14 protein-coding genes are annotated in these 18,253 nt (G+C 67.8%); 7 read left to right on the plus strand and 7 right to left on the minus strand.

Going from position 1 to position 18,253, the window contains the following annotated elements:
- Positions 1–9: 9 nt before the first annotated feature.
- Together AC6H0R_RS08200 and AC6H0R_RS08205 are read left to right on the plus strand one after the other, a co-directional pair.
- Positions 10–1,029, plus strand: a complete 1,020-nt coding sequence (locus tag AC6H0R_RS08200; protein ID WP_497580871.1) for an XdhC family protein — start codon at positions 10–12, stop codon at positions 1,027–1,029.
- Positions 1,026–1,649 carry a nucleotidyltransferase family protein gene (locus AC6H0R_RS08205; protein ID WP_497580872.1) on the plus strand — a complete coding sequence of 208 codons (624 nt, stop codon included), beginning with the start codon at positions 1,026–1,028 and terminating at the stop codon, positions 1,647–1,649. The genes AC6H0R_RS08200 and AC6H0R_RS08205 overlap by 4 nt, the downstream gene beginning before the upstream one ends.
- On the opposite strand, the gene AC6H0R_RS08210 is transcribed toward AC6H0R_RS08205, so the two are convergent.
- Together AC6H0R_RS08210 and AC6H0R_RS08215 are read right to left on the minus strand one after the other, a co-directional pair.
- On the minus strand, positions 1,585–3,633 hold the full coding sequence (locus AC6H0R_RS08210; protein ID WP_497580873.1) for a TonB-dependent receptor domain-containing protein: 2,049 nt from the start codon (positions 3,631–3,633) through the stop codon (positions 1,585–1,587). The two genes, AC6H0R_RS08205 and AC6H0R_RS08210, sit on opposite strands and share 65 nt — an antisense overlap.
- Positions 3,634–3,776: 143 nt before the next feature.
- Positions 3,777–5,366: an OpgD/OpgG family glucan biosynthesis protein gene (locus AC6H0R_RS08215; protein WP_497580874.1), complete on the minus strand. Its 1,590-nt coding sequence runs from the start codon at positions 5,364–5,366 to the stop codon at positions 3,777–3,779.
- A gap of 175 nt (positions 5,367–5,541) precedes the next feature.
- Between AC6H0R_RS08215 and AC6H0R_RS08220 the strand changes: the two genes are divergently transcribed.
- The 5 genes from AC6H0R_RS08220 to AC6H0R_RS08240 all read left to right on the plus strand — a co-directional run bounded on the left by AC6H0R_RS08220 (position 5,542) and on the right by AC6H0R_RS08240 (position 13,944).
- Positions 5,542–7,860 (plus strand): acyl-CoA dehydrogenase, encoded by a 2,319-nt coding sequence (locus AC6H0R_RS08220; protein WP_497580875.1) that lies wholly within the window; start codon positions 5,542–5,544, stop codon positions 7,858–7,860.
- A 69-nt stretch (positions 7,861–7,929) separates the two neighbouring features.
- Positions 7,930–9,210 carry an acetyl-CoA C-acetyltransferase gene (locus AC6H0R_RS08225; protein WP_497580876.1) on the plus strand — a complete coding sequence of 427 codons (1,281 nt, stop codon included), beginning with the start codon at positions 7,930–7,932 and terminating at the stop codon, positions 9,208–9,210.
- Positions 9,207–11,138 (plus strand): 3-hydroxyacyl-CoA dehydrogenase NAD-binding domain-containing protein, encoded by a 1,932-nt coding sequence (locus tag AC6H0R_RS08230; protein ID WP_497580877.1) that lies wholly within the window; start codon positions 9,207–9,209, stop codon positions 11,136–11,138. Before AC6H0R_RS08225 ends, AC6H0R_RS08230 begins: the two co-directional genes overlap by 4 nt.
- Positions 11,135–11,569 carry an acyl-CoA thioesterase gene (locus tag AC6H0R_RS08235; protein ID WP_497580878.1) on the plus strand — a complete coding sequence of 145 codons (435 nt, stop codon included), beginning with the start codon at positions 11,135–11,137 and terminating at the stop codon, positions 11,567–11,569. The genes AC6H0R_RS08230 and AC6H0R_RS08235 overlap by 4 nt, the downstream gene beginning before the upstream one ends.
- An 11-nt stretch (positions 11,570–11,580) precedes the next feature.
- The gene (locus AC6H0R_RS08240) at positions 11,581–13,944 is read left to right on the plus strand and encodes a 3-hydroxyacyl-CoA dehydrogenase/enoyl-CoA hydratase family protein (protein ID WP_497580879.1); all 2,364 of its coding nucleotides are present in this window, start codon (positions 11,581–11,583) and stop codon (positions 13,942–13,944) included.
- A 5-nt stretch (positions 13,945–13,949) separates the two neighbouring features.
- Here the strand turns inward: AC6H0R_RS08240 and AC6H0R_RS08245 are convergent, their stop codons facing one another.
- From AC6H0R_RS08245 to AC6H0R_RS08265, 5 genes are all read right to left on the minus strand, one after another.
- On the minus strand, positions 13,950–14,561 hold the full coding sequence (locus tag AC6H0R_RS08245; RefSeq protein ID WP_497580880.1) for a glutathione S-transferase: 612 nt from the start codon (positions 14,559–14,561) through the stop codon (positions 13,950–13,952).
- Positions 14,562–14,581: 20 nt separating this feature from the next.
- The gene (locus AC6H0R_RS08250) at positions 14,582–15,238 is read right to left on the minus strand and encodes an alpha/beta hydrolase (protein ID WP_497580881.1); all 657 of its coding nucleotides are present in this window, start codon (positions 15,236–15,238) and stop codon (positions 14,582–14,584) included.
- Positions 15,238–15,555 carry a (2Fe-2S) ferredoxin domain-containing protein gene (locus AC6H0R_RS08255; RefSeq protein WP_497580882.1) on the minus strand — a complete coding sequence of 106 codons (318 nt, stop codon included), beginning with the start codon at positions 15,553–15,555 and terminating at the stop codon, positions 15,238–15,240. Before AC6H0R_RS08255 ends, AC6H0R_RS08250 begins: the two co-directional genes overlap by 1 nt.
- A 77-nt stretch (positions 15,556–15,632) precedes the next feature.
- Entirely contained in the window at positions 15,633–16,709 is a 1,077-nt protein-coding gene (locus tag AC6H0R_RS08260) for a VanZ family protein (protein ID WP_497580883.1), read from the minus strand.
- A gap of 22 nt (positions 16,710–16,731) precedes the next feature.
- Positions 16,732–18,195 carry a high affinity choline transporter 1 gene (locus AC6H0R_RS08265; protein WP_497580884.1) on the minus strand — a complete coding sequence of 488 codons (1,464 nt, stop codon included), beginning with the start codon at positions 18,193–18,195 and terminating at the stop codon, positions 16,732–16,734.
- Positions 18,196–18,253: the final 58 nt, after the last annotated feature.

Below are 18,253 nucleotides of genomic sequence, written 5' to 3' on the forward strand. Positions count from 1 at the left end.
GCGCGCGCGATGGACAGTCTTGATCTGGAAGTGCTGACCCGTGCGCGCGACTGGCTCGCCGAGGGGCGCCGCATTGCGCTGGTGACGGTCGTGCGGACCTGGGGCTCGTCGCCCCGGCCGCCTGGCGCGCTGCTCGCGCTGCGTGAAGACGGGCGCGTGGTTGGCTCCGTGTCGGGCGGCTGCATCGAGGACGACATGATCCATCGCCTCGCGAGCGAGGGGCTGCCGGACTCGCCACAGTGCGTGCGCTATGGGTTGAGCGCAGAGGAGGGGCGGCGCTTCGGCCTGCCCTGCGGCGGAACGATGGAGCTGGTGGTCGAGCCCCTCGCCGATCCGGCCCCGCTCGACGCCCTGTTGGCACGCCTGCAGCGCGGCGAGCTGGTCGTGCGCCGGCTCGACATTGCCACCGGGCGCAGCCTGCTTGACGCGGCCCGGCCCGATCAAGCCCTCGATTTCGACGGCAAGCTGCTGACCAGCGTGTTCGGCCCAAGCTACCGCTTGTTGCTGATCGGCGCCGGGCAACTTTCGGCGCAGCTGGCACGCATTGCGCTGGCGCTCGACTTTGCGGTCACCGTGTGCGACCCGCGTGAGGAGTGGAGCGAGGAATGGCGTGTACCGGGCACCACACTCACGCGCGAGATGCCCGACGATGTGGTGATGGCGATGCGGCCGGATGCGCGCATGGCCGTCGTTGCGCTCACGCACGACCCCAAGCTGGATGACCTCGCGCTGATGGAGGCGCTGCGCTCGCCGGCCTTCTACGTCGCCGCACTTGGCTCGCGGCGCAACAACGACGCGCGCCGCGAGCGGCTCCAGCTGTTCGATCTCGACGCCGACCAGGTGGCTGCATTGCGCGGCCCGGCCGGGCTGTACATCGGCAGCCGCACGCCGGGCGAGATCGCGGTCTCAATCGCAGCCGAGCTGGTTGCGGTCAAGAACGGTGTCGCGCCCGAACGCATGCTTGGTGTGGCCCAGGCCAAGCAGGTCATGGATGTGGCGGCGGACGCGCTGTCGGCCTGTGCTGCATGATCCGGGGTGTTCTTCTGGCCGCGGGCTACGGTCGCAGGTTCGATGCGTCTGGCGAGTGCGACAAGTTGCTCGCCCCGCTGGCCGACGGCCGCCCCTTGCTGTGGCACAGCGCTAGGGCCTTGTGTTCGGCACTGCCCGCCAGCCTGGCGGTAGTGCGGCCCGGCCACACGGAGCGGGCACACTGGCTGCGTCAGGCCGGGTGTCTCGTGCTGGAAGCGCCCGAATCGGAACAGGGCATGGGCGCAGCGCTGGCCGCAGCGGTTCGGGGCCTGCCGGAAGCGTCGGGCTGGGTGGTCGCGCTTGCTGACATGCCTTGGTTGCCTCCGGGGGTCATAGCGCGCGTGGCAGCCGCGCTCGATCATGACGACGCGGTGGCGGCCGCCGAATGCCGTGGGCAGCGTGGGCATCCGGTCGGCTTTGGACGAGCCTGGCATGCACGGCTGGCGGCACTCGACGGCGACAGCGGAGCACGCGCATTGTTGCGGGGTGTTCCGCTGCACCTAATCTGCACCGACGACGACGGCGTGCTGTGCGATGTCGACCGACCCGCCGACCTCAGAAGCTCACGCGCACCCCCGCCATCAGGCTGCGCCCGGCCAGCGGCACTTCGTCCTTGTTGAACGAGGCGTGGTTGAAAGCCAGCTTGTCGGTGAGGTTGTTGAGCTTCACGTACACCTGGAAGGGCGTGGTGTTGTAGCGGGCGCTGTAGCCCGCGCCGAGGTTGATCAGGTTGTAGCTCCCGGTCTTGCTCTCGTAGTCCGCGATCTGCGTCTGGCTGCCCACGTGCACCCATTCGACCTCGCTTTGCCAGGCGCCGTAGGTGGCGTCCAGGCGCAGACCTGCACGCCATGCGGGGATGCGCGGCAAGTCGGAGTCACCGCTGCTTTTCAGCGTGCCGCGCACGTAGTCGCCGAAGCCGGTGACGGCGAAGGTCCGGTTGAGCTGGTGGCGTACTTCGGCTTCGAGGCCGGTGAAGGTGGCGTCGCGCTGGGCGTATTCGATCAGGCGGATGCCTTCTTGCTCGTCCAGCGTGTTGGCGTAGATGTAGTTGTTCACGCGGTTGTGGAAGACGCCAACGGAGAAGGTGGTGTCGCCGGCAAGTTTGCGCAGCGTCACATCCAGGTTGCGCGAAGTCTCGTGGTCGAGGTTCGGGTTGCCGATCTCGATGGTGCGTGTGGCCAGGTGCAGGCCGTCGGCGTACAGCTCTTCGGCGGTCGGCAGACGCTGTGCGCGGGCCAGCGAGACGCCCAGGGAGTACCCCGGCGTAAAGGCCCAGTTGGCGCCGACCGACACCGAGGTGCCGCTGTGGCTGCGGTCGCGCGCGGTGGAATCGACATCGATGCGCTGGCGCTCATGACGCAGTCCGGCTTCGAAGCGCCAGTTGCCAAGGCGGTATTCCTCGACCAGGAAGAGGGCGTTGCGCCGCGTCAGCGTCGGCGGCACATAGGCTTCTTCGCCGATGGCCGAGAAGTCGCGGCGCGTGGTCTGCAGGCCGATTACGCCGCGCCAGCCGGCGATGGGCTGGTGTTCGACTTCCACGCGGGCGTCGTGCGCCTTGCTGCGGAAACGCGTGGCGACCTCACCTTCCTCGATCTCGTCGTGGCGGTAGTCGGTGTGGCTCGCGCGCAGGCCGATGCGGGAGATCCCGGCGAAGGGTTCCAGCACCTCGCCGCGCAAGTCCCAGCGCTGGCTGTGCAGGTCGACCACCGGCACGCCATGGGCGTGTTCGTGATCGTGGTCGTGATCATCGTCGTCGTCATCGTGATCGTCGCAATGCAGGTGATCGCCGTGCGCGTGGCAGTCGTGTCCGTCGACGTGGCCCGGCAGACCGTAGTCACGCCGCTCGCTCGAATAAGCGATGCCCAGATAGCCGCGTTCGCCGATCCACGACATGCCGAGGCTGCCGGTGTCGCTCTGGCTGAAGCTGCCCTCGACCTTGCGGCCTTCGTCCCAGCCGCGGCCGACGCGCAGGTCGCGCGCGTCGCGCTTCGCCCCTTCGGCGCGCACGGCGAAGTTGCCGGAGCCGGCGGTGATGCCGAAGGCGCCAGCGGCCTCTTTTGCGGCGCTATTGCCGCGCAACTCCAGCGTGCCTTCGACGCCGTTAGCCGGCACTTCGGTCGGGATACGCTCGTCAATCAGGTTTACCACGCCGCCGGTGGCGCCACCGCCGTAGGCCAGCGCGGAGGGGCCGCGCAGGATCTCGATGCGCTTGAGCAGCATGGTCTCGGTGGCCACGGCGTGGTCGGGGCTGATGGTCGAGGCGTCCATGATTTCGGAGCCGTCGGACAGCACACGCACGCGCGGCCCGTCGAGCCCGCGGATGACCGGCCGGCCAGCGCCGGGGGCGAAGCCCGAGCTGCGTACGCCCGCTTGCCGCTCCAGTGTCTCGCCCAGCGTGCCGGCACGTTCCAGCAGCAGGGCTTCGGTGTCCAGCACGCTGAAGGGCAGGATCATGTCGCTGAAGCCCAATGACAGCCCGCTGGCCGAAACGGTGACCGGTGCCAGTTGCGGTGTGGTCGGTTCGGCCTGTGCCAGCGTCTTGCCCGAAAGCAGTGCGGCGATCAGGACGGGGAGCGATTTCAGGCGGTGACGCGGGCGAAGCATGGTCGATTCCTCATGGCAGGGTGGCGATCTCGTGGATCAATGGTGCGATGATATATTGTTGCAATTAAGAATGAAAACCCGGAATGAAAAACGGGCGCCCCGCAGGGCGCCCGTTCGGTGGTTTCAGCAAAGCCCGACAGGGCTCAGAAGCGCACCGGCCGGTGCGTGAACACCCAGGTTTCGGTCAGTGCGCGATCGCCCACGCGCAGGAAGGCGCGCAGGTCGACGGCCGCGTCCGTTTCCGGATAGACGTCGAAGATCAGGCGCCAGTGGTCGGTGCCGACCACGCGGATGGCGTAGGGGTTGTCGATCTTCGCGTTGCGGCCCTCGACCACGGCCTCGACCACACGCTGCTCGGAAGTGAAACCGGCCAGATCGCCTCCGGCAAAGTCGATGGCGTACTTCACGCCGCCTTCGGGACGCGGCTGGCCCGGCACGCCGGCGCGGCCAAGGCGCGTGGCGATGACGTGGCCGACCGGCTGTTCGCCGAAGGCCGGTGCCTTCATCCAGTGCAGCCGGTACTCGAAGCTCGGCTCGGCGCCGGCCGGAATCGGCTTGTCGGTGGTCCAATAGGCCACGATGTTGTCGTGGATCTCGTCGTCGGTGGGGATCTCGACCAACTGCACGCTGCCGTCGCCCCAGTCGCCCTTGGGCTCCACCCACACCGCCGGGCGGCGGTCGTAGAACACGCCGTCGTCTTCGTAGTTGGCGAAGTCGCGGTCACGCTGCATCAGGCCGAAACCGCGTGGATTGCGGTCGATGAAGCTGCTGGTGCGCACGCCGCGCGGGTTGTCTAGCGGCCGCCAGATGCGCTCGCCGGAGCCGGTCCATACCGCCAGTCCGTCGTTGTCGTGTACTTCCGGGCGCCAGTCGCTGGCCTCGTGGCGGTTGGTCTCGGAGAACCAGAACATGCTGGTCAGCGGCGCCACGCCGAGGCGACGAACCTCCTTGCGCAGGAACAGGCGGACCGAGACGTCCATCACGATGGCGTCAGCATTGGGCTTGGCGCAGTCGATGCGCACCGCGCCGGTCAGGCTGGGGCTTTCCATCAGTGCGTGGATGACGATGCCGCCGTCGCCCTCGGCTTCAAGCCAGAAGCGCGTGAACACCGGAAACTCTTCGTGGTGGCCGGGCAGCGCGGTGTCGATGGCCAGACCGCGCGCCGACAGGCCGTACTGATCCATCGGCCCGGAGGTGCGAAAGTAGGACGCGCCCATGAAGGCCAGCCAGTCGCGACCGTGGTCGTCTGCATGCAGCACGCGGAAACCGGCCCAGCCTGCGTCCTCGGGCAGCTCGCCGGCCTGCAGCTCGCCGGTGTAGTCGAACACTGTCGGGTCGTACTTCAGTTCGCGGGCGATGCCGTTCTCGACCACGTCGATACGCACCGGCAGCGGCGTGCCGGCATGCTGGTGGAACAGCGCCACCGGGGCAACGCCATCACGCTTCTCCCACAGCGCGCGTTCGGTCTTGAAGCGGATCTTCTGATAGGCGTCGTAGTCGATACCCGCCAGGGCCTTGGTCAGTGCGCTCGAGGGCGTGCGGACAGGGTGAGGGCGGCTCGCCAGATCGCGTGCCAGGTCGGCCAGATGATCGAACGAAAATGCTTCTCCCGGCGTCGTGTCCGGCGCTGCGCTTGCGCTGGCAAGGGCGGAAGAGAGACCGCCCGGCAACAGCCCGGCGGCCGAGGCTGCAGCGGCAAGGTGAAGAAAGCGTCTACGTTTTGAATCGTGCATGGTCGTGCATCCTGAAGTTCGTGGGGCTTGCGAATGACAGGCGAGGAACGGAGTCGTTCGCGGCGTTGTGCGCAATCCTACCGTTTCCCTGCCTCGAAAGATTGCCATGATGTCTGACGGATCGGCGGCTGCGTTAAGCTGATGAAACTGACATGCGGTGAAGTGGAGGAGTGCAATGTTCTGGCTGATCCTGTTGATGGTGGTGCTGGGCGCCTGCGTGTTCGTGCTGTGGCACGATGCCACGCGCCGACGCTTGCTGAGCGACCCGGCGTTTCGCATCTTCGGCCAGGCCATGCCGCCGATGTCGCAGACCGAGCGCGACGCGCTCGAGGCCGGCACGGTGTGGTGGGAAGGCGAGCTGTTCTCCGGTCGGCCGGACTGGCAGCGTTTGCTCGACATTCCGTGGCCACAGCTGTCCGACGAAGAGCAGGCCTTCCTCGACGGTGAGACCGACGAGCTGTGCCGCATGATCGACGACTGGAACTTCACGCGCCGTCTCGATATGTCACCGGAAGTGTGGGAGTTCATCCGCCGCAAGGGCTTTTTCTCGCTGATCATCCCGAAGGAATACGGCGGCAAGGGCTTTTCGGCCTATGCCCATTCCCAGATCGTGACCAAGCTGGCGAGCCGTTCGTCGGCGCCGGCAGTGTCGGTGATGGTGCCGAACTCGCTCGGCCCGGCCGAACTGCTCATCCATTACGGCACCGAGGCGCAGAAGCAGCACTGGCTGCCGCGGCTGGCAGCCGGCGACGAGGTGCCGGCCTTTGCACTGACCAGCCCATGGGCCGGTTCCGACGCCGCATCGATCCCCGATGCCGGCGTGGTGTGCTGGGGGAAGGTGGGGCGCAAGAAGGTGCTCGGCATGCGCGTGTCCTTCGACAAGCGTTACATCACGCTGGCGCCGGTGTGCACGGTGTTCGGCCTGGCCTTCCGGCTGCATGACCCCGAGCACCTGCTGGGCGAGACGGACGACCTCGGCATTACCGTGGCGCTGGTGCCGCGCGAGCATCCGGGGGTGGAGATCGGTCGGCGCCATCTGCCGATGGACGCGATCTGGATGAACGGGCCGATCCGCGGCAAGGACGTGTTCATGCCGCTGGATTTCATCATCGGCGGGCCGGAACGCGCCGGCCAGGGCTGGCGCATGTTGATGGAATGCCTCGCCGCCGGGCGCAGCATCTCGCTGCCGGCGGCGAACACCGGCACGCAGAAACTCACCGCCCGCGCGGTCGGCGCCTATTCGCGCGTTCGGCGCCAGTTCCGCACCCCGATCGGACGCTTTGAAGGCGTCGAGGAAGCGCTCGCGCGCATCGCAGCCAACACGTATCTGTGCGACGCCGCGCGGGTGTTCACGGCCGGTGCGCTGGATCTGGGCGAGCGGCCGTCGGTGGTCTCGGCCATCGTCAAATACCATGTCACCGAGCGCGCTCGGCAGACGCTCAATGACGGCATGGACGTGATCGGCGGCAAGGGCATCTGCCTCGGTCCGCAGAACTTCCTCGGGCGCAGCTATCAGCAACTGCCCATCGGCATCACGGTCGAGGGCGCCAACATCCTCACGCGCAGCCTGATCCTGTTCGGTCAGGGCGCGATCCGCTGCCATCCGCAGTTGCGCGCCGAGATGGATGCGGTGGCCGCGCAGGATGGCGAGGCCTTCCACCGTGCCTTCTCGGCCCACCTGCGGGACCTCGGCATGAATGCCTTGCGGGCGCTTGGCATGGGCCTGACCGGTTCGCACTTCGTCAGCGTGCCGGCGCAGGTCGCGCCGCATACCAAGCGCTACTACCAGCAGTTGTCGCGGCTGTCGGCAGCCTTTGCGGTGCTGTCGGACGCCTGCCTGGCTTCGCTCGGGGGCGCGCTCAAACGCCGCGAGAAGCTGTCGGCGCGGCTCGGCGACATCCTCTCGCTGCTGTACCTGATGAGTGCCTGCCTGCGCCGCTATGAGGCCGAAGGGCAGCAGGTGGCCGATGCGCCGCTGTTGCGCGCGGCCTTGTGGGACGCGATGTTCCGCACCCAGATCGCCTTTGAGGGCGTGCTGGCCAACCTGCCCAACCGGCCGCTGGCCTGGGTGCTCGGCCGCATCGTGTTTCCGCTCGGCCGGCCCTATGTCGCGGCTGCCGACCTCACCGGCGCGGAGGCGGCCGCGACTCTGCTCGAACCCTCATCCACGCGCGAGCGGCTGACGCAGCCGATCTTCGTGTCCGTCGACGAGGACGATCCGCTGGCCGCGCTGGAGGCTGCGCTGGTGGCCAGCATCGCGGCCGAGCCGGTCGAGGCCAGATTGACGCAGGCGGTGCGCGAGGGCCGGTTTGACGCCGGGCTGCTCAGCTCCGGCAGCGTGGACGAAGTCTGGCAGCGGGCACTGGAAGCGGGCGTCATTGACGCCGAGGAGCATGCGCTGATCGAGCGTCGCAACCGCCTGCGCGACAAGGTCATCCGTGTGGATGATTTCCCGGTCGATTTCGATCTGCGTGCCAGCCTGTGCGAGCAATGACGCCGGTCTGCCCCGAGCGGCCTACAATGGGCCCTCTGAACCAGCAATCCGTATCAGGGTCTCTGCAAGGTGAGTGAAGCTGTCTACATCGTCGATGCCGCACGCACCCCGTTTCTGAAGGCGCGTGGTCGGCCCGGGCCATTCTCCGCGGCCGATCTGGCTACCGCCTGCGGTGCGCAGTTGCTGGCGCGCCAGCCCTTTGCGCCGGATGCCCTCGACCAGGTCATTCTCGGCTGCGCCAGTCCGGCCGCGGACGAGGCCAATATCGCGCGCATCGTCGCGCTGCGCATGGGTTGCGGGCACAAAGTGCCGGCCTGGACGCCGCAGCGCAACTGCGCCTCCGGCCTGCAGGCCATTGACTCAGCCTGTGCCGAACTGTTGCTCGGGCGTGCCGACATGGTGCTCGCCGGCGGGGTGGATGCGCTGTCGCGCACGCCACTGTTGCTGTCCGATGAATTCGTGCTCTGGCTGGCCGATTGGCGCAGTGCCCGGTTTGCCGAGCGGATGAGGCTGCTGCGGCGCTTCCGCTTCGCCAGTCTCGCGCCGGTGATCGGGCTGGAGCGCGGCCTGACCGATCCGGTGGTCGGGCAGCTCATGGGCCAGACCGCCGAGAATCTCGCCAGTCGTTTCGTCATCACGCGCGAGGAAATGGACGCCTGGGCGCAGCGCAGTCACGTGCGTGCAGCGCTGGCCTGGGAGGCCGGACAGTTCGGCGAGGTGGTGCCTCTCATCGCCGCTGACGGCACGCTGTATCAACGCGACGACGGAATCCGGCCGAATTCCAATGCGGCCGATCTGGCCCGCCTGAAACCGATCTTCGACCGCAAGTACGGCAACGTCACCGCTGGCAACAGTTCCCAGGTCACCGACGGCGCAGGCTTGTTGCTGCTGGCCACCGAGGCGGCGGTTGAGCGCCATGGCCTGCAGCCGATGGCGCGCATCGTCGATTGCGCCTGGGCGGCACTCGATCCGGCCGCGATGGGGCTGGGGCCGGTGCACGCCGTGGCACCGCTGCTTGCGCGTAACGGGCTGGGCATCAGCGACATCGGCTTGTGGGAGATCAACGAAGCCTTTGCGGCCCAGGTGCTGGCCTGCCTGCACGCCTGGGGTGACGCCGACTACTGCCGCGAGGAACTTGGCATGGACGTCTGCGGTATCGCGCCGCAGCCTGCCCGCGTCAACATCGACGGCGGCGCCATCGCGCTCGGTCATCCGGTGGGGGCCAGCGGCGCGCGCATCGTCATGCACCTGGTGTCCGCCATGCGGCGTGAGGGCGTGGAGCGCGGCGTTGCCACGCTGTGCGTCGGGGGCGGGCAGGGTGGCGCCATACTCATCGAGGCCGTGACATGAACCACCATGGCCATCACCTGCGCCTGGAGCGCGACTGGGACGACGTGGCCTGGCTGGTGCTGGACCGCGCCGGCGAGCGGCTGAACACGCTGTCTGCCGACATGCTCGACGAGCTGGCCGAAGTGATCGGCATGCTCGAGGCCGAGCCGCCCAGCGGACTGGTCATTGCCTCGGCCAAGAGCGAGGGCTTTTGCGCCGGAGCCGACCTCGACGAGGTTGCCGCCACCACCACCGCGCAGGCTGCGCGGACGCTGGTTGAACGTGGCTGGAAAGTGTTCGAGCGCATTGCACGCCTGCCGTTTCCGACGCTGGCGCTGATCCGCGGGCATTGCCTCGGTGGCGGGCTGGAGCTGGCGCTGGCCTGCAGCTACCGCATTGTCGTCGACGAACCCGCGACCCGACTCGGGCTGCCCGAAGTGCGCCTCGGACTGGTGCCGGCGTGGGGCGGCATGCGTCGCCTGCCGGCGCTGATCGGGCCCTCGGGTGCGCTCGACCTGATGCTCTCCGGGCGTGATCTGTCCGCGCGCAGCGCCTGGAAGCTGGGTCTGGCCGATGTGTGCGTGCCGCCGCGCGTGATGGAGAACGCCGCTCGCGCTGTCGTGATGTCCGGCCGGCACTGCCGCCATCTGCCCTGGCGTGACGTGCTCAAGGCCACCGTACTGCGCCGGCTGGTGGCGGCGCAGGCCCGCAAGCGCCTGGCCTCACGTGTGCGCAAGGAACACTACCCGGCGCCGTTCGCGCTGCTCGATCTGTGGGCACGCCACGGCGGCGACACGCTGGCCGAGCCGGATGAATCGCCGGTGTCGATTGCTGCGCTGCTGCGTTCGGACACCGCAAGCGAACTGTTGCGTGTGTTCCGCCTGCGCGAGCGTCTGCGCCGCAGCGGCAACGTCGCGCATCAGGTGGCCCAGGTGCATGTCGTTGGCGCCGGCACCATGGGGGGCGAGATTGCCATCCTGTGCGCAGCCAGCGGCTTCCGCGTGACGCTGCAGGATGCGCGCGGCGAGGCGGTTGCCGCCGCCGTAGGGCGTGCAGCCGTGCGCGCCCGCGAACTGCACCCGCACGACCCGCTGGCCGAGCGCGATCTGCTCGACCGCCTGGTGCCGGACATGGACGGACATGGCGTGCGGCGTGCCGACCTGATCATCGAAGCCATTGCCGAAAAGCTCGAAGCCAAGCGCAGCTTGTTCGCCGAACTCGAAGCGCGTGCGCGGCCCGACGCACTGCTGGCCACCAATACGTCCAGTCTCTCGCTGGAGGACATCGCCGCCGACCTGCGTGAGCCGACCCGCCTGATCGGCCTGCATTTCTTCAACCCGGTGGCGAAGATGCCGCTGGTCGAGGTGGTCGCCGCCGGGCACAGCAATGCATCCGTGATTGCGCGCGCCACCGGCTTTGTCGTGGCGCTGGGCAAGCTGCCGCTGCAGGTCACGAGCGCACCGGGTTTTCTGGTCAATGCCGTGCTCGCGCCGTATCTGTTCGAGGCGCTGCGCTGTGTGGACGAGGGCCTGGCCCCGGCCGCCGTCGACCGCGCCATGCGCGAGGCGGGCATGCCGGTCGGACCGCTTGAGCTGGTGGATCGCATCGGACTGGATGTCGCCCTGGCGGCCGGGCGTGGCCTCGGGCTGGAACCGGTGCCGGCCTGTCTGCGCGAGGCCGTCGAACAGGGCCGGCTGGGGCTCAAATCCGGCCATGGCCTGTACGAATGGACCGATGGCGCGCCGCGTCAGGAGGCGGTCGAGGCCGCGCCCGACACGCTGGCGGCCCGCCTGTTTGCCCCGCTCGATGACGCCGCACGCGACGCGCTCGAGCGTGGCGTGGTGGCTGATGCCGATCTTGTCGATGCCGGTCTGGTCTTCGGCGCCGGCTATCCCCCGTTTACCGGTGGCCCGCTGCGCCGTGCCGCGCGCACAGAGGAATCCGCATGACCCATCACCCGCCCCGCCCCTCGCACGACGACCCCGCCACGCTGCCGGCTGACCGCCAGCCGGAACTGCGCGTCATGACCATGCCGGCCGACGCCAATCCGGCCGGTGACGTATTCGGCGGCTGGATCATGTCGCACGTGGACGTGGCCGGCGCCATTGCGGCCCACCGTTTCACGCGCGGTCGCGTGGTCACGGTCGCGGTGAATGCCTTCACCTTCCACCAGCCGGTGTCGATCGGCGACGTGGTCAGCTTCTATGCTGAGATTTCGCGCGTCGGCAATACCTCGATCACAGTCGATGTCGAGGTCTACGCCGAACGCGATCCGGCCCACCCCCGGGTGGTACGTGTGACCGAGGCCACGCTGACCTATGTTGCGCTCGACGAGCACGGCAACAAGCGCTCCATCCCGCCGGTTGGCGGCATGCACTGAGGAGCCTCGGCATGAGTCGTTTCATCGTGCGCAAGGTGGCCGTGCTCGGTGCCGGCGTGATGGGGGCGCAGATTGCCGCGCAGTGTGCCAACGCCGGTTTCGAGGTCTTGCTGTTCGACCTGCCCGGTGAAGAGGGTGGCAGTGCTCCGGCGCAGGAAGCCATCGAGCGTCTGACACGCATCACTCCGGCACCACTCGCCACGACGCGTCACGCGCTGGCCATCGAGCCAGCCAACTACGCTGACGATCTGCTGCGCCTGTCGGACTGCGAGCTGGTGATCGAGGCCATTGCCGAGCGCATTGACCTCAAGCGCGCACTGTTCGAGCGCATCGCGCCCTATGTGCGTCACGACGCCGTGGTGGCCACCAATACCTCCGGTCTGTCGGTGCGCGAGCTCTCGGCCGTGCTGCCGGCAGGCTTGAGGTCACGCTTCTGCGGCGTGCATTTCTTCAATCCGCCGCGCTACATGGCGCTGGTGGAACTGATTGCCGGTCCGCACACCGATGCCGTGTTGCTCGACCGCCTCGAAACCTGGCTGACCTCGCGCCTGGGCAAGAGCGTGGTGCGCGCGCATGACACCCCCAACTTCATTGCCAATCGCATCGGCATGTTCGCGCTGCTGGCCGTGATGCGGCATACCGAGCGCCTCGGTCTGGGTTTTGACGAGGCCGACGCACTCACCGGCCCGCTCATCGGCCGTCCGCGCAGCGCTACTTTCCGCACCGCCGATGTGGTCGGGCTGGACACCATGGCGCACGTCATCGGCACGCTGCGCGAACGCCTGCCGGATGACCCCTGGCACCCGTGGTTCGGCGAGCCGCAATGGCTGACCGCGCTGGTCGCGCGCGGCGCGCTCGGCGCTAAAAGCGGCGAGGGCGTATACCGCAAGGATGGCAAACGCATTCTGGTGCTGGACGGTGAGAGCTACCGCGACAGCAGCAGTGTGATTGCACCCGAAGTGGCCGAAATCCTGGCCGAGCGCGACGCCGCGCGACGCATGCAGCGCCTGCGCGCCTGTCCTCATCCGCAGGCCGAGCTGCTGTGGGCAAGCTTTCGTGACCTGTTCCATTACGCGGCCTTTCACCTGGCGGATATTGCCGAGAACGCCCGTGAAATCGATCTCGCCATGCGCTGGGGTTTTGGCTGGGCGCAGGGGCCGTTCGAAACCTGGCAGGCCGCCGGCTGGCGGGCGGTGGCGCAAGCCATTGCCGACGATATCGAGGCCGGCCGCAGCATGGCCGATGTCCCCTTGCCCGAATGGGTGTTTGCGCGCGATGGCGTGCACGACACCGGCGGCTCGTGGAGCGCGGCGGCCGGGCGTCTGCAGCCGCGTGCGGCGCTGACCGTTTATGTACGCCAGATCGAGCCCGAGCGTCTGTTCGGGGAGCGCGTGCCCCTGCATGACGAAGTGCTGTGGGAGAACGCCGGGCTGCGGCTGTGGCGGCGGGCCGATCAGGACCCGCGCATCGGCATTCTGAGCATTACGACCAAGATGCATGTCATCGACGACGCCGTGCTCGACGGCATCGTCGAGGCGGTGGCGCGCGCCGGCCGCGATCTGGACGGGCTGGTGATCCGCCACGCCGCGCCGTTCAGCGCCGGCGCCGATCTCCGGCGTGTGCTGGCCGCTTGCGAGGCAGGCGATTTCGACGCGCTGGAGCGCATGCTGGGGCGTTTTCACGCCGTGGCGCGCGCAGTGCAGCAGTCGGCCGTGCCGGTGGTTGCGGCGGTCGAGGGGCTGGCGGTGGGCGGCGGATGCGAGTTACTGATGCGCGCCGCGCATCGCACGCTGGCCTTCGAGTCACGCATCGGCCTGGTCGAGACACTGGTCGGCCTGCTGCCGGCCGGAGGTGGTTCGGCTGCGCTGGCCGTGGCGGCAGACCGTCTGGCGCGGCAGTCAGCCAATGACGACCCACTACCCTTCGTGCGGCAGGCCTTCGAACGCATCATGGCCGCGACGGTGTCTTCCAGCGCGCCGCAGGCACTCGAACTGGGTTACGCGCATGACAGCGACGACGTCGTGATGCATGCGCGCGAACTGCTGCATGTGGCCTTGTTGCGAGCGCGCAGCCTGCATGACGCAGGCTGGCATCCGCGTCCTTTGGCGCGCCAGGTGGCAGTGGCCGGACGCGAGGGGATCGAGGCCTGTCTTGAGGGCCTGGTTGGTGTGCGGGAGTGCTCGGCGCACGATCTGCGCGTGGCCCGTGCCGTGGCAACTGCGCTGTGCGGCGGGGACGTGGCGCGCGGGACGCGGCTCGACGAAGTCGAATTACTGGCGATCGAGCGTGAGCAGTGCATGGCACTGCTGCGCACGCCCGAAACCCAGGCCCGTATCCGTCACATGCTTGATACGGGCAAGCCGCTGCGTAACTGAGCCGCTCAGCCGGCCGGCGGGACGGTGTCGACGAAGCTCGGGCGTTCGAACAGACGAGCAGCCAGCGCGCTCAGCGCCGGTCGAGTGTTGCGCCATTGCGTATGCGGCAGGCGCAGGTCGATGAAGCCGAGCATGGCGCCGGCGGAAACGTCGGCAAGGCTGATCGCGTCACCGTGCAGCCAGTTGCGCCCGTTGGCGAGTTGCTCCAGCCGATCCAGACCGCGCTCGATGGCCTGCAACTGGCGCGCCACCACCTCTTCGCTGCGCTGTGCCTCGGGGCGACGCCCCTCACGCACGATGATGACGGCGGCGTCGGTGAGCCCGTCCGCCAGCGCTTCGAGCTGACGCACGCGCACGGCCTCGACCGGATCGGCCGGAATCAGGCGGGGGGCTGCGGCGAGGTTCTCGATCCAGCCGGCAATCACCGGCGAATCGAAGAACACTTCACCCTCCGAGGTAACCAGCACCGGCACCTTGCCCAGCGGGTTGATCTCCGGGATGGTGCTGGTCGGCTCCCACGGGGAGTCCACGACCAGTTCGAAAGGCATGTTCTTCTCGGCCAGCATCACGCGGATCTTGCGTGCGTAGGGGCTGGTCAGCGATGCAACGAGTTTCATGGTGCCTCCTCGGGTTTGGGTTACAGCGGGCCCCAGCTTCCTTCGATGACCTTGCGCAGCACATGCAGCTTGCCGCCGAAGAAGTGGTCTGCGCCGGGTATGACGGAAACCGGCAGGTCCTGTTCCCCGGCCCAGTCAAAAACGTTCTGCAGCGGGCAGGTGTTGTCCTTCTCGCCGTGGATCAGCAAGGTCGGCACGTCCTCGGGCAGCTTGTCGAGGTCGTAGAAACGGTCGGAGCCGATCATCTCGCCGCTCGGCGTACCGACCAGCGCGATGCGGTGCGCCGGTGTCGGCGACTCGGCGAGTTTCTTCACCACGCGGCTGGCCACGAAGGCGCCGAACGAGAAGCCCGACACCGCCAGCGGCAGCGTGCCCCAGCGCGACTGCGCCCAGGCAATCACCGCCAGCATGTCTTCGGTTTCGCCCCAGCCTTCGTCATGCGTGCCTTCGCTACCGCCGACACCGCGGAAGTTGGGGCGTACCGTGGCGTAGTTCAGGTCACGGAAACTGCGTGCCAGGGTGTGCGCCACCTTGTTGGTATTGGCGCCCTGAAACAGCGGGTGCGGGTGGCACACCAGCGCGATGCCGCGCGGCTCGTGCGGCACGTCGATCAGTGTGTCGATCTTTCCGGCCGGGCCTGTGAGCTCGATCTGTTCGGTCGGAAGGGGACGGTTCATCAGGAGTCTCCAAGTTTCAGGCGTTGCACGACGCGACCATGGACGAGGTGCTCGTCGATGATCTCGTCGATGTCTTCGTGATCCACGTAGGTGTACCAGACGTTGTCGGGGTAGACCACCAGCACCGGCCCCTCGTCGCAGCGGTCGAGGCAGCCGGCCTTGTTGATGCGGACGTTGCCGCGGCCTTTCAGGCCGAGCGCGCCGATACGGTTCTTGGCGTAGGCCTGCAGATCGCTGGCCTTGTGGTCGTTGCAACAGGATTCGCCTTCACCGCGCTGATTGCAGCAGAAGAAGACGTGGTGGCGGAAGTAACTCATCGTGGCCTCCGTCCGGGCCCGGCGCGACGGCGCGCGGTGCTCCGGAGCAAGCCGCGATTATACCGCCGTGGCCGGAGTCACCTGTCGTGCAGGTGCTCGCCGCGCCATAACCCGAGCGCGGAAAGGTAGGCCAGCGCGAGCAGCGGCCAGGTCCCCGAGATCAGGCGGATCAGGCCGTGGAAGTTCTCGAATGTGCCGGAGATCAGGCGCGGAGAACCGAGCAGATACGGATTCTCCGGAATCAGGTTGGCCAGCGTGGCGGTGCCGAGCAAGGCCATGCCGGCCAGTGCGTGCTGCAGCACGCGCGGCAGCATCAGCGCCACCAAGAGCAGGACCGTGCCGGCGATGAGTCCGTTGCGGGTGCCCGGCGTGAGCCACAGCCAGGCGTCGCCGGGGATCACGAACATGCTCGTCGCACCGCTCTTGATCGCGATGCCCAGCGCCAGCAGCAACAGTGCCGGCCAGGCACGCGAGGCCTGCAGCATGCAGCGCGCGAACAGCCCGACGGCGAACAGGCCGGTGGCCACCATGGCCGCTTCGAGGGTGATGAAGGGTTTCGGGTGGAAGGGCATCGGGGTCGGCAGGCCGAGCAGGCGGCGCAGGTCGCCGGCGGCGAACAGCGCGCTGTCGGGCATGGCCTGCGCGAGCAGCCACAGTCCGAGCAGGATCAGTCCCAGATCGCCGCTGCGCCCGTGCACGACGTTGTTGGCCCGCCAACGCTGAATGCCGCCGCCCGACTCGAACAGGCTGCGCCCGAACAGCGCGCCGGCGGCTGCGCCGATCAGGGTGCCGAGTGCATTGCAGCCCAGGTCGACGTTGGACGAAACACGGGTCGGCAGCAGGTTCTGCGCGCTTTCGATGGCAAAGCTCAGCAAGGTGCCGAGCAGCGTGGCGAGCAGCAGCGTTGCCAGTGGATGCCAGCGGCGCGGCAGGGCCGGCACGAGCAGGAAGCCGAGTGGCACGTAGCCGAGCACGTTGACCACCAGGTCTTCGGTGCGCAGGTATTTCGGCCACGGGGCGGTGAGGTAGTCGAACCACGGCAGCCCGCTGGCCTGCCACCCGGCGAAGGGGTGCAGGCAGGCGTAGGCGATAAGCAGCGCGCAGCAGGCCGCGAGGTACTTCGGCAGACGAGGGGGGGCGCCGTCAAAACTCACCGGGAGAACGCCCCGCGCATCGTCATGGGTGCGGCGTGTGATGCGTGGCCGACGCGGCGTGGTGGTGGCCGGCGTGCGGGCGGTGATGGGTCGGTGCGCCGACGTAGCCGCCGATGACCATGCCGATGGCGCTGACCACCAGCCCGAACAGCTGCGGCTCGATGTCGCCTTCCGGCACGAACAGCTCCAGCACCAGCCAGGTGCCGATGCCGAGCACGATGGCCAGCGTGGCGCCGAGGTTGTTGGCGCGCTTCCAGAACAGGCCGGCGACCAGCGGCACGAAAGCGCCGGCCAGCGTGATGCGGTAGGCGCTCTCGACCATGTGGTGGATGGTGGCGTCGGTGGACACCGCATACACCGCGACCAGCGTGGCAAACACCGCGACTGCGATACGTGTGCTGGCGAGCAGCTGGCGGTCGGTCATGGAGGGCCAGAAGCCGCGCAGGATGTTCTCGGAGAAGGTCACCGACGGCGCCAGCAGCGTGCCCGAGGCGGTACTCATGATGACCGACAGCAGCGCGCCGAAGAACACCACCTGGGCGGCGAACGGCATGTAATTGACGATCAGGCTGGGCAGGATCAGCTGCGAATCGACTTCCATGAACTGCTCGACCATGGCCGGGTCGATGAGGGTTGCGGAGTAGGCCAGGAACAGCGGCACGGCGGCGAAGAAGAAGTAGGAGATGCCGCCGATGGTGGTGCCCCATACGGCGATGCGCTCGTTTTTCGAGGCGTTCACGCGCTGGAACACGTCCTGTTGCGGGATGGAGCCGAGCGCCATGGTGAACAGCGCGGCAATCCAGCCCAGCATGTCGATCATGTCCAGGCTGGGCAGGAACTCGAACTTGCCCTCGGCGGCCGCCTTGGAAATCACGGTGTTGAATCCACCGGCCATGTCGCCCGCCAGATAGGTGACATACATCAGGCCCAGGATGATGACGATCATCTGCACGAAGGTCGTCAGTGCCACCGACCACATGCCGCCGAACAGGGTGTAGACCAGCACCACGCCGGCGCCGATGAATACGCCCTGGTTGATCGAAATCGCGCCGTCGGAGAGCACGTTGAAGACCAGCCCGAGGGCGGCCATCTGCGCGCCGACCCAGCCGAGGTAGGAAATGATGATGGCCAGCGACAGCGCGACTTCGGTGCGGCGGTTGTAGCGCACGCGGAAGAAGTCGCCCAGCGTCAGCAAATTCATGCGGTACAGCGGGCGGGCGAAGATCAGGCCGAACAGTATCAGGCACAGCGAGGCGCCGAGCGGGTCTGAGATCAGGCCGCGGAAACCTTCGTCGATGAAGGTCGCCGAAATGCCCAGCACGGTTTCGGCGCCGAACCACGTGGCGAACACCATGGCCAGCACGAATATGAAGGGCAGGTTGCGCCCGGCCACGATGTAGTCACGCGCGTTGTGCACGCGTGTGGCCGCATACAGGCCGATGGCAACGGACACGACGAGGTAGGCAATCACGAGCCACAGCAGCATGTGCGGATCATCCGGAAAGAGGTGACGGGACGGAAATTCGGTGCGCGAAAGTGTAGCA

This window comes from Pseudazoarcus sp. NS36, from assembly GCF_059703705.1.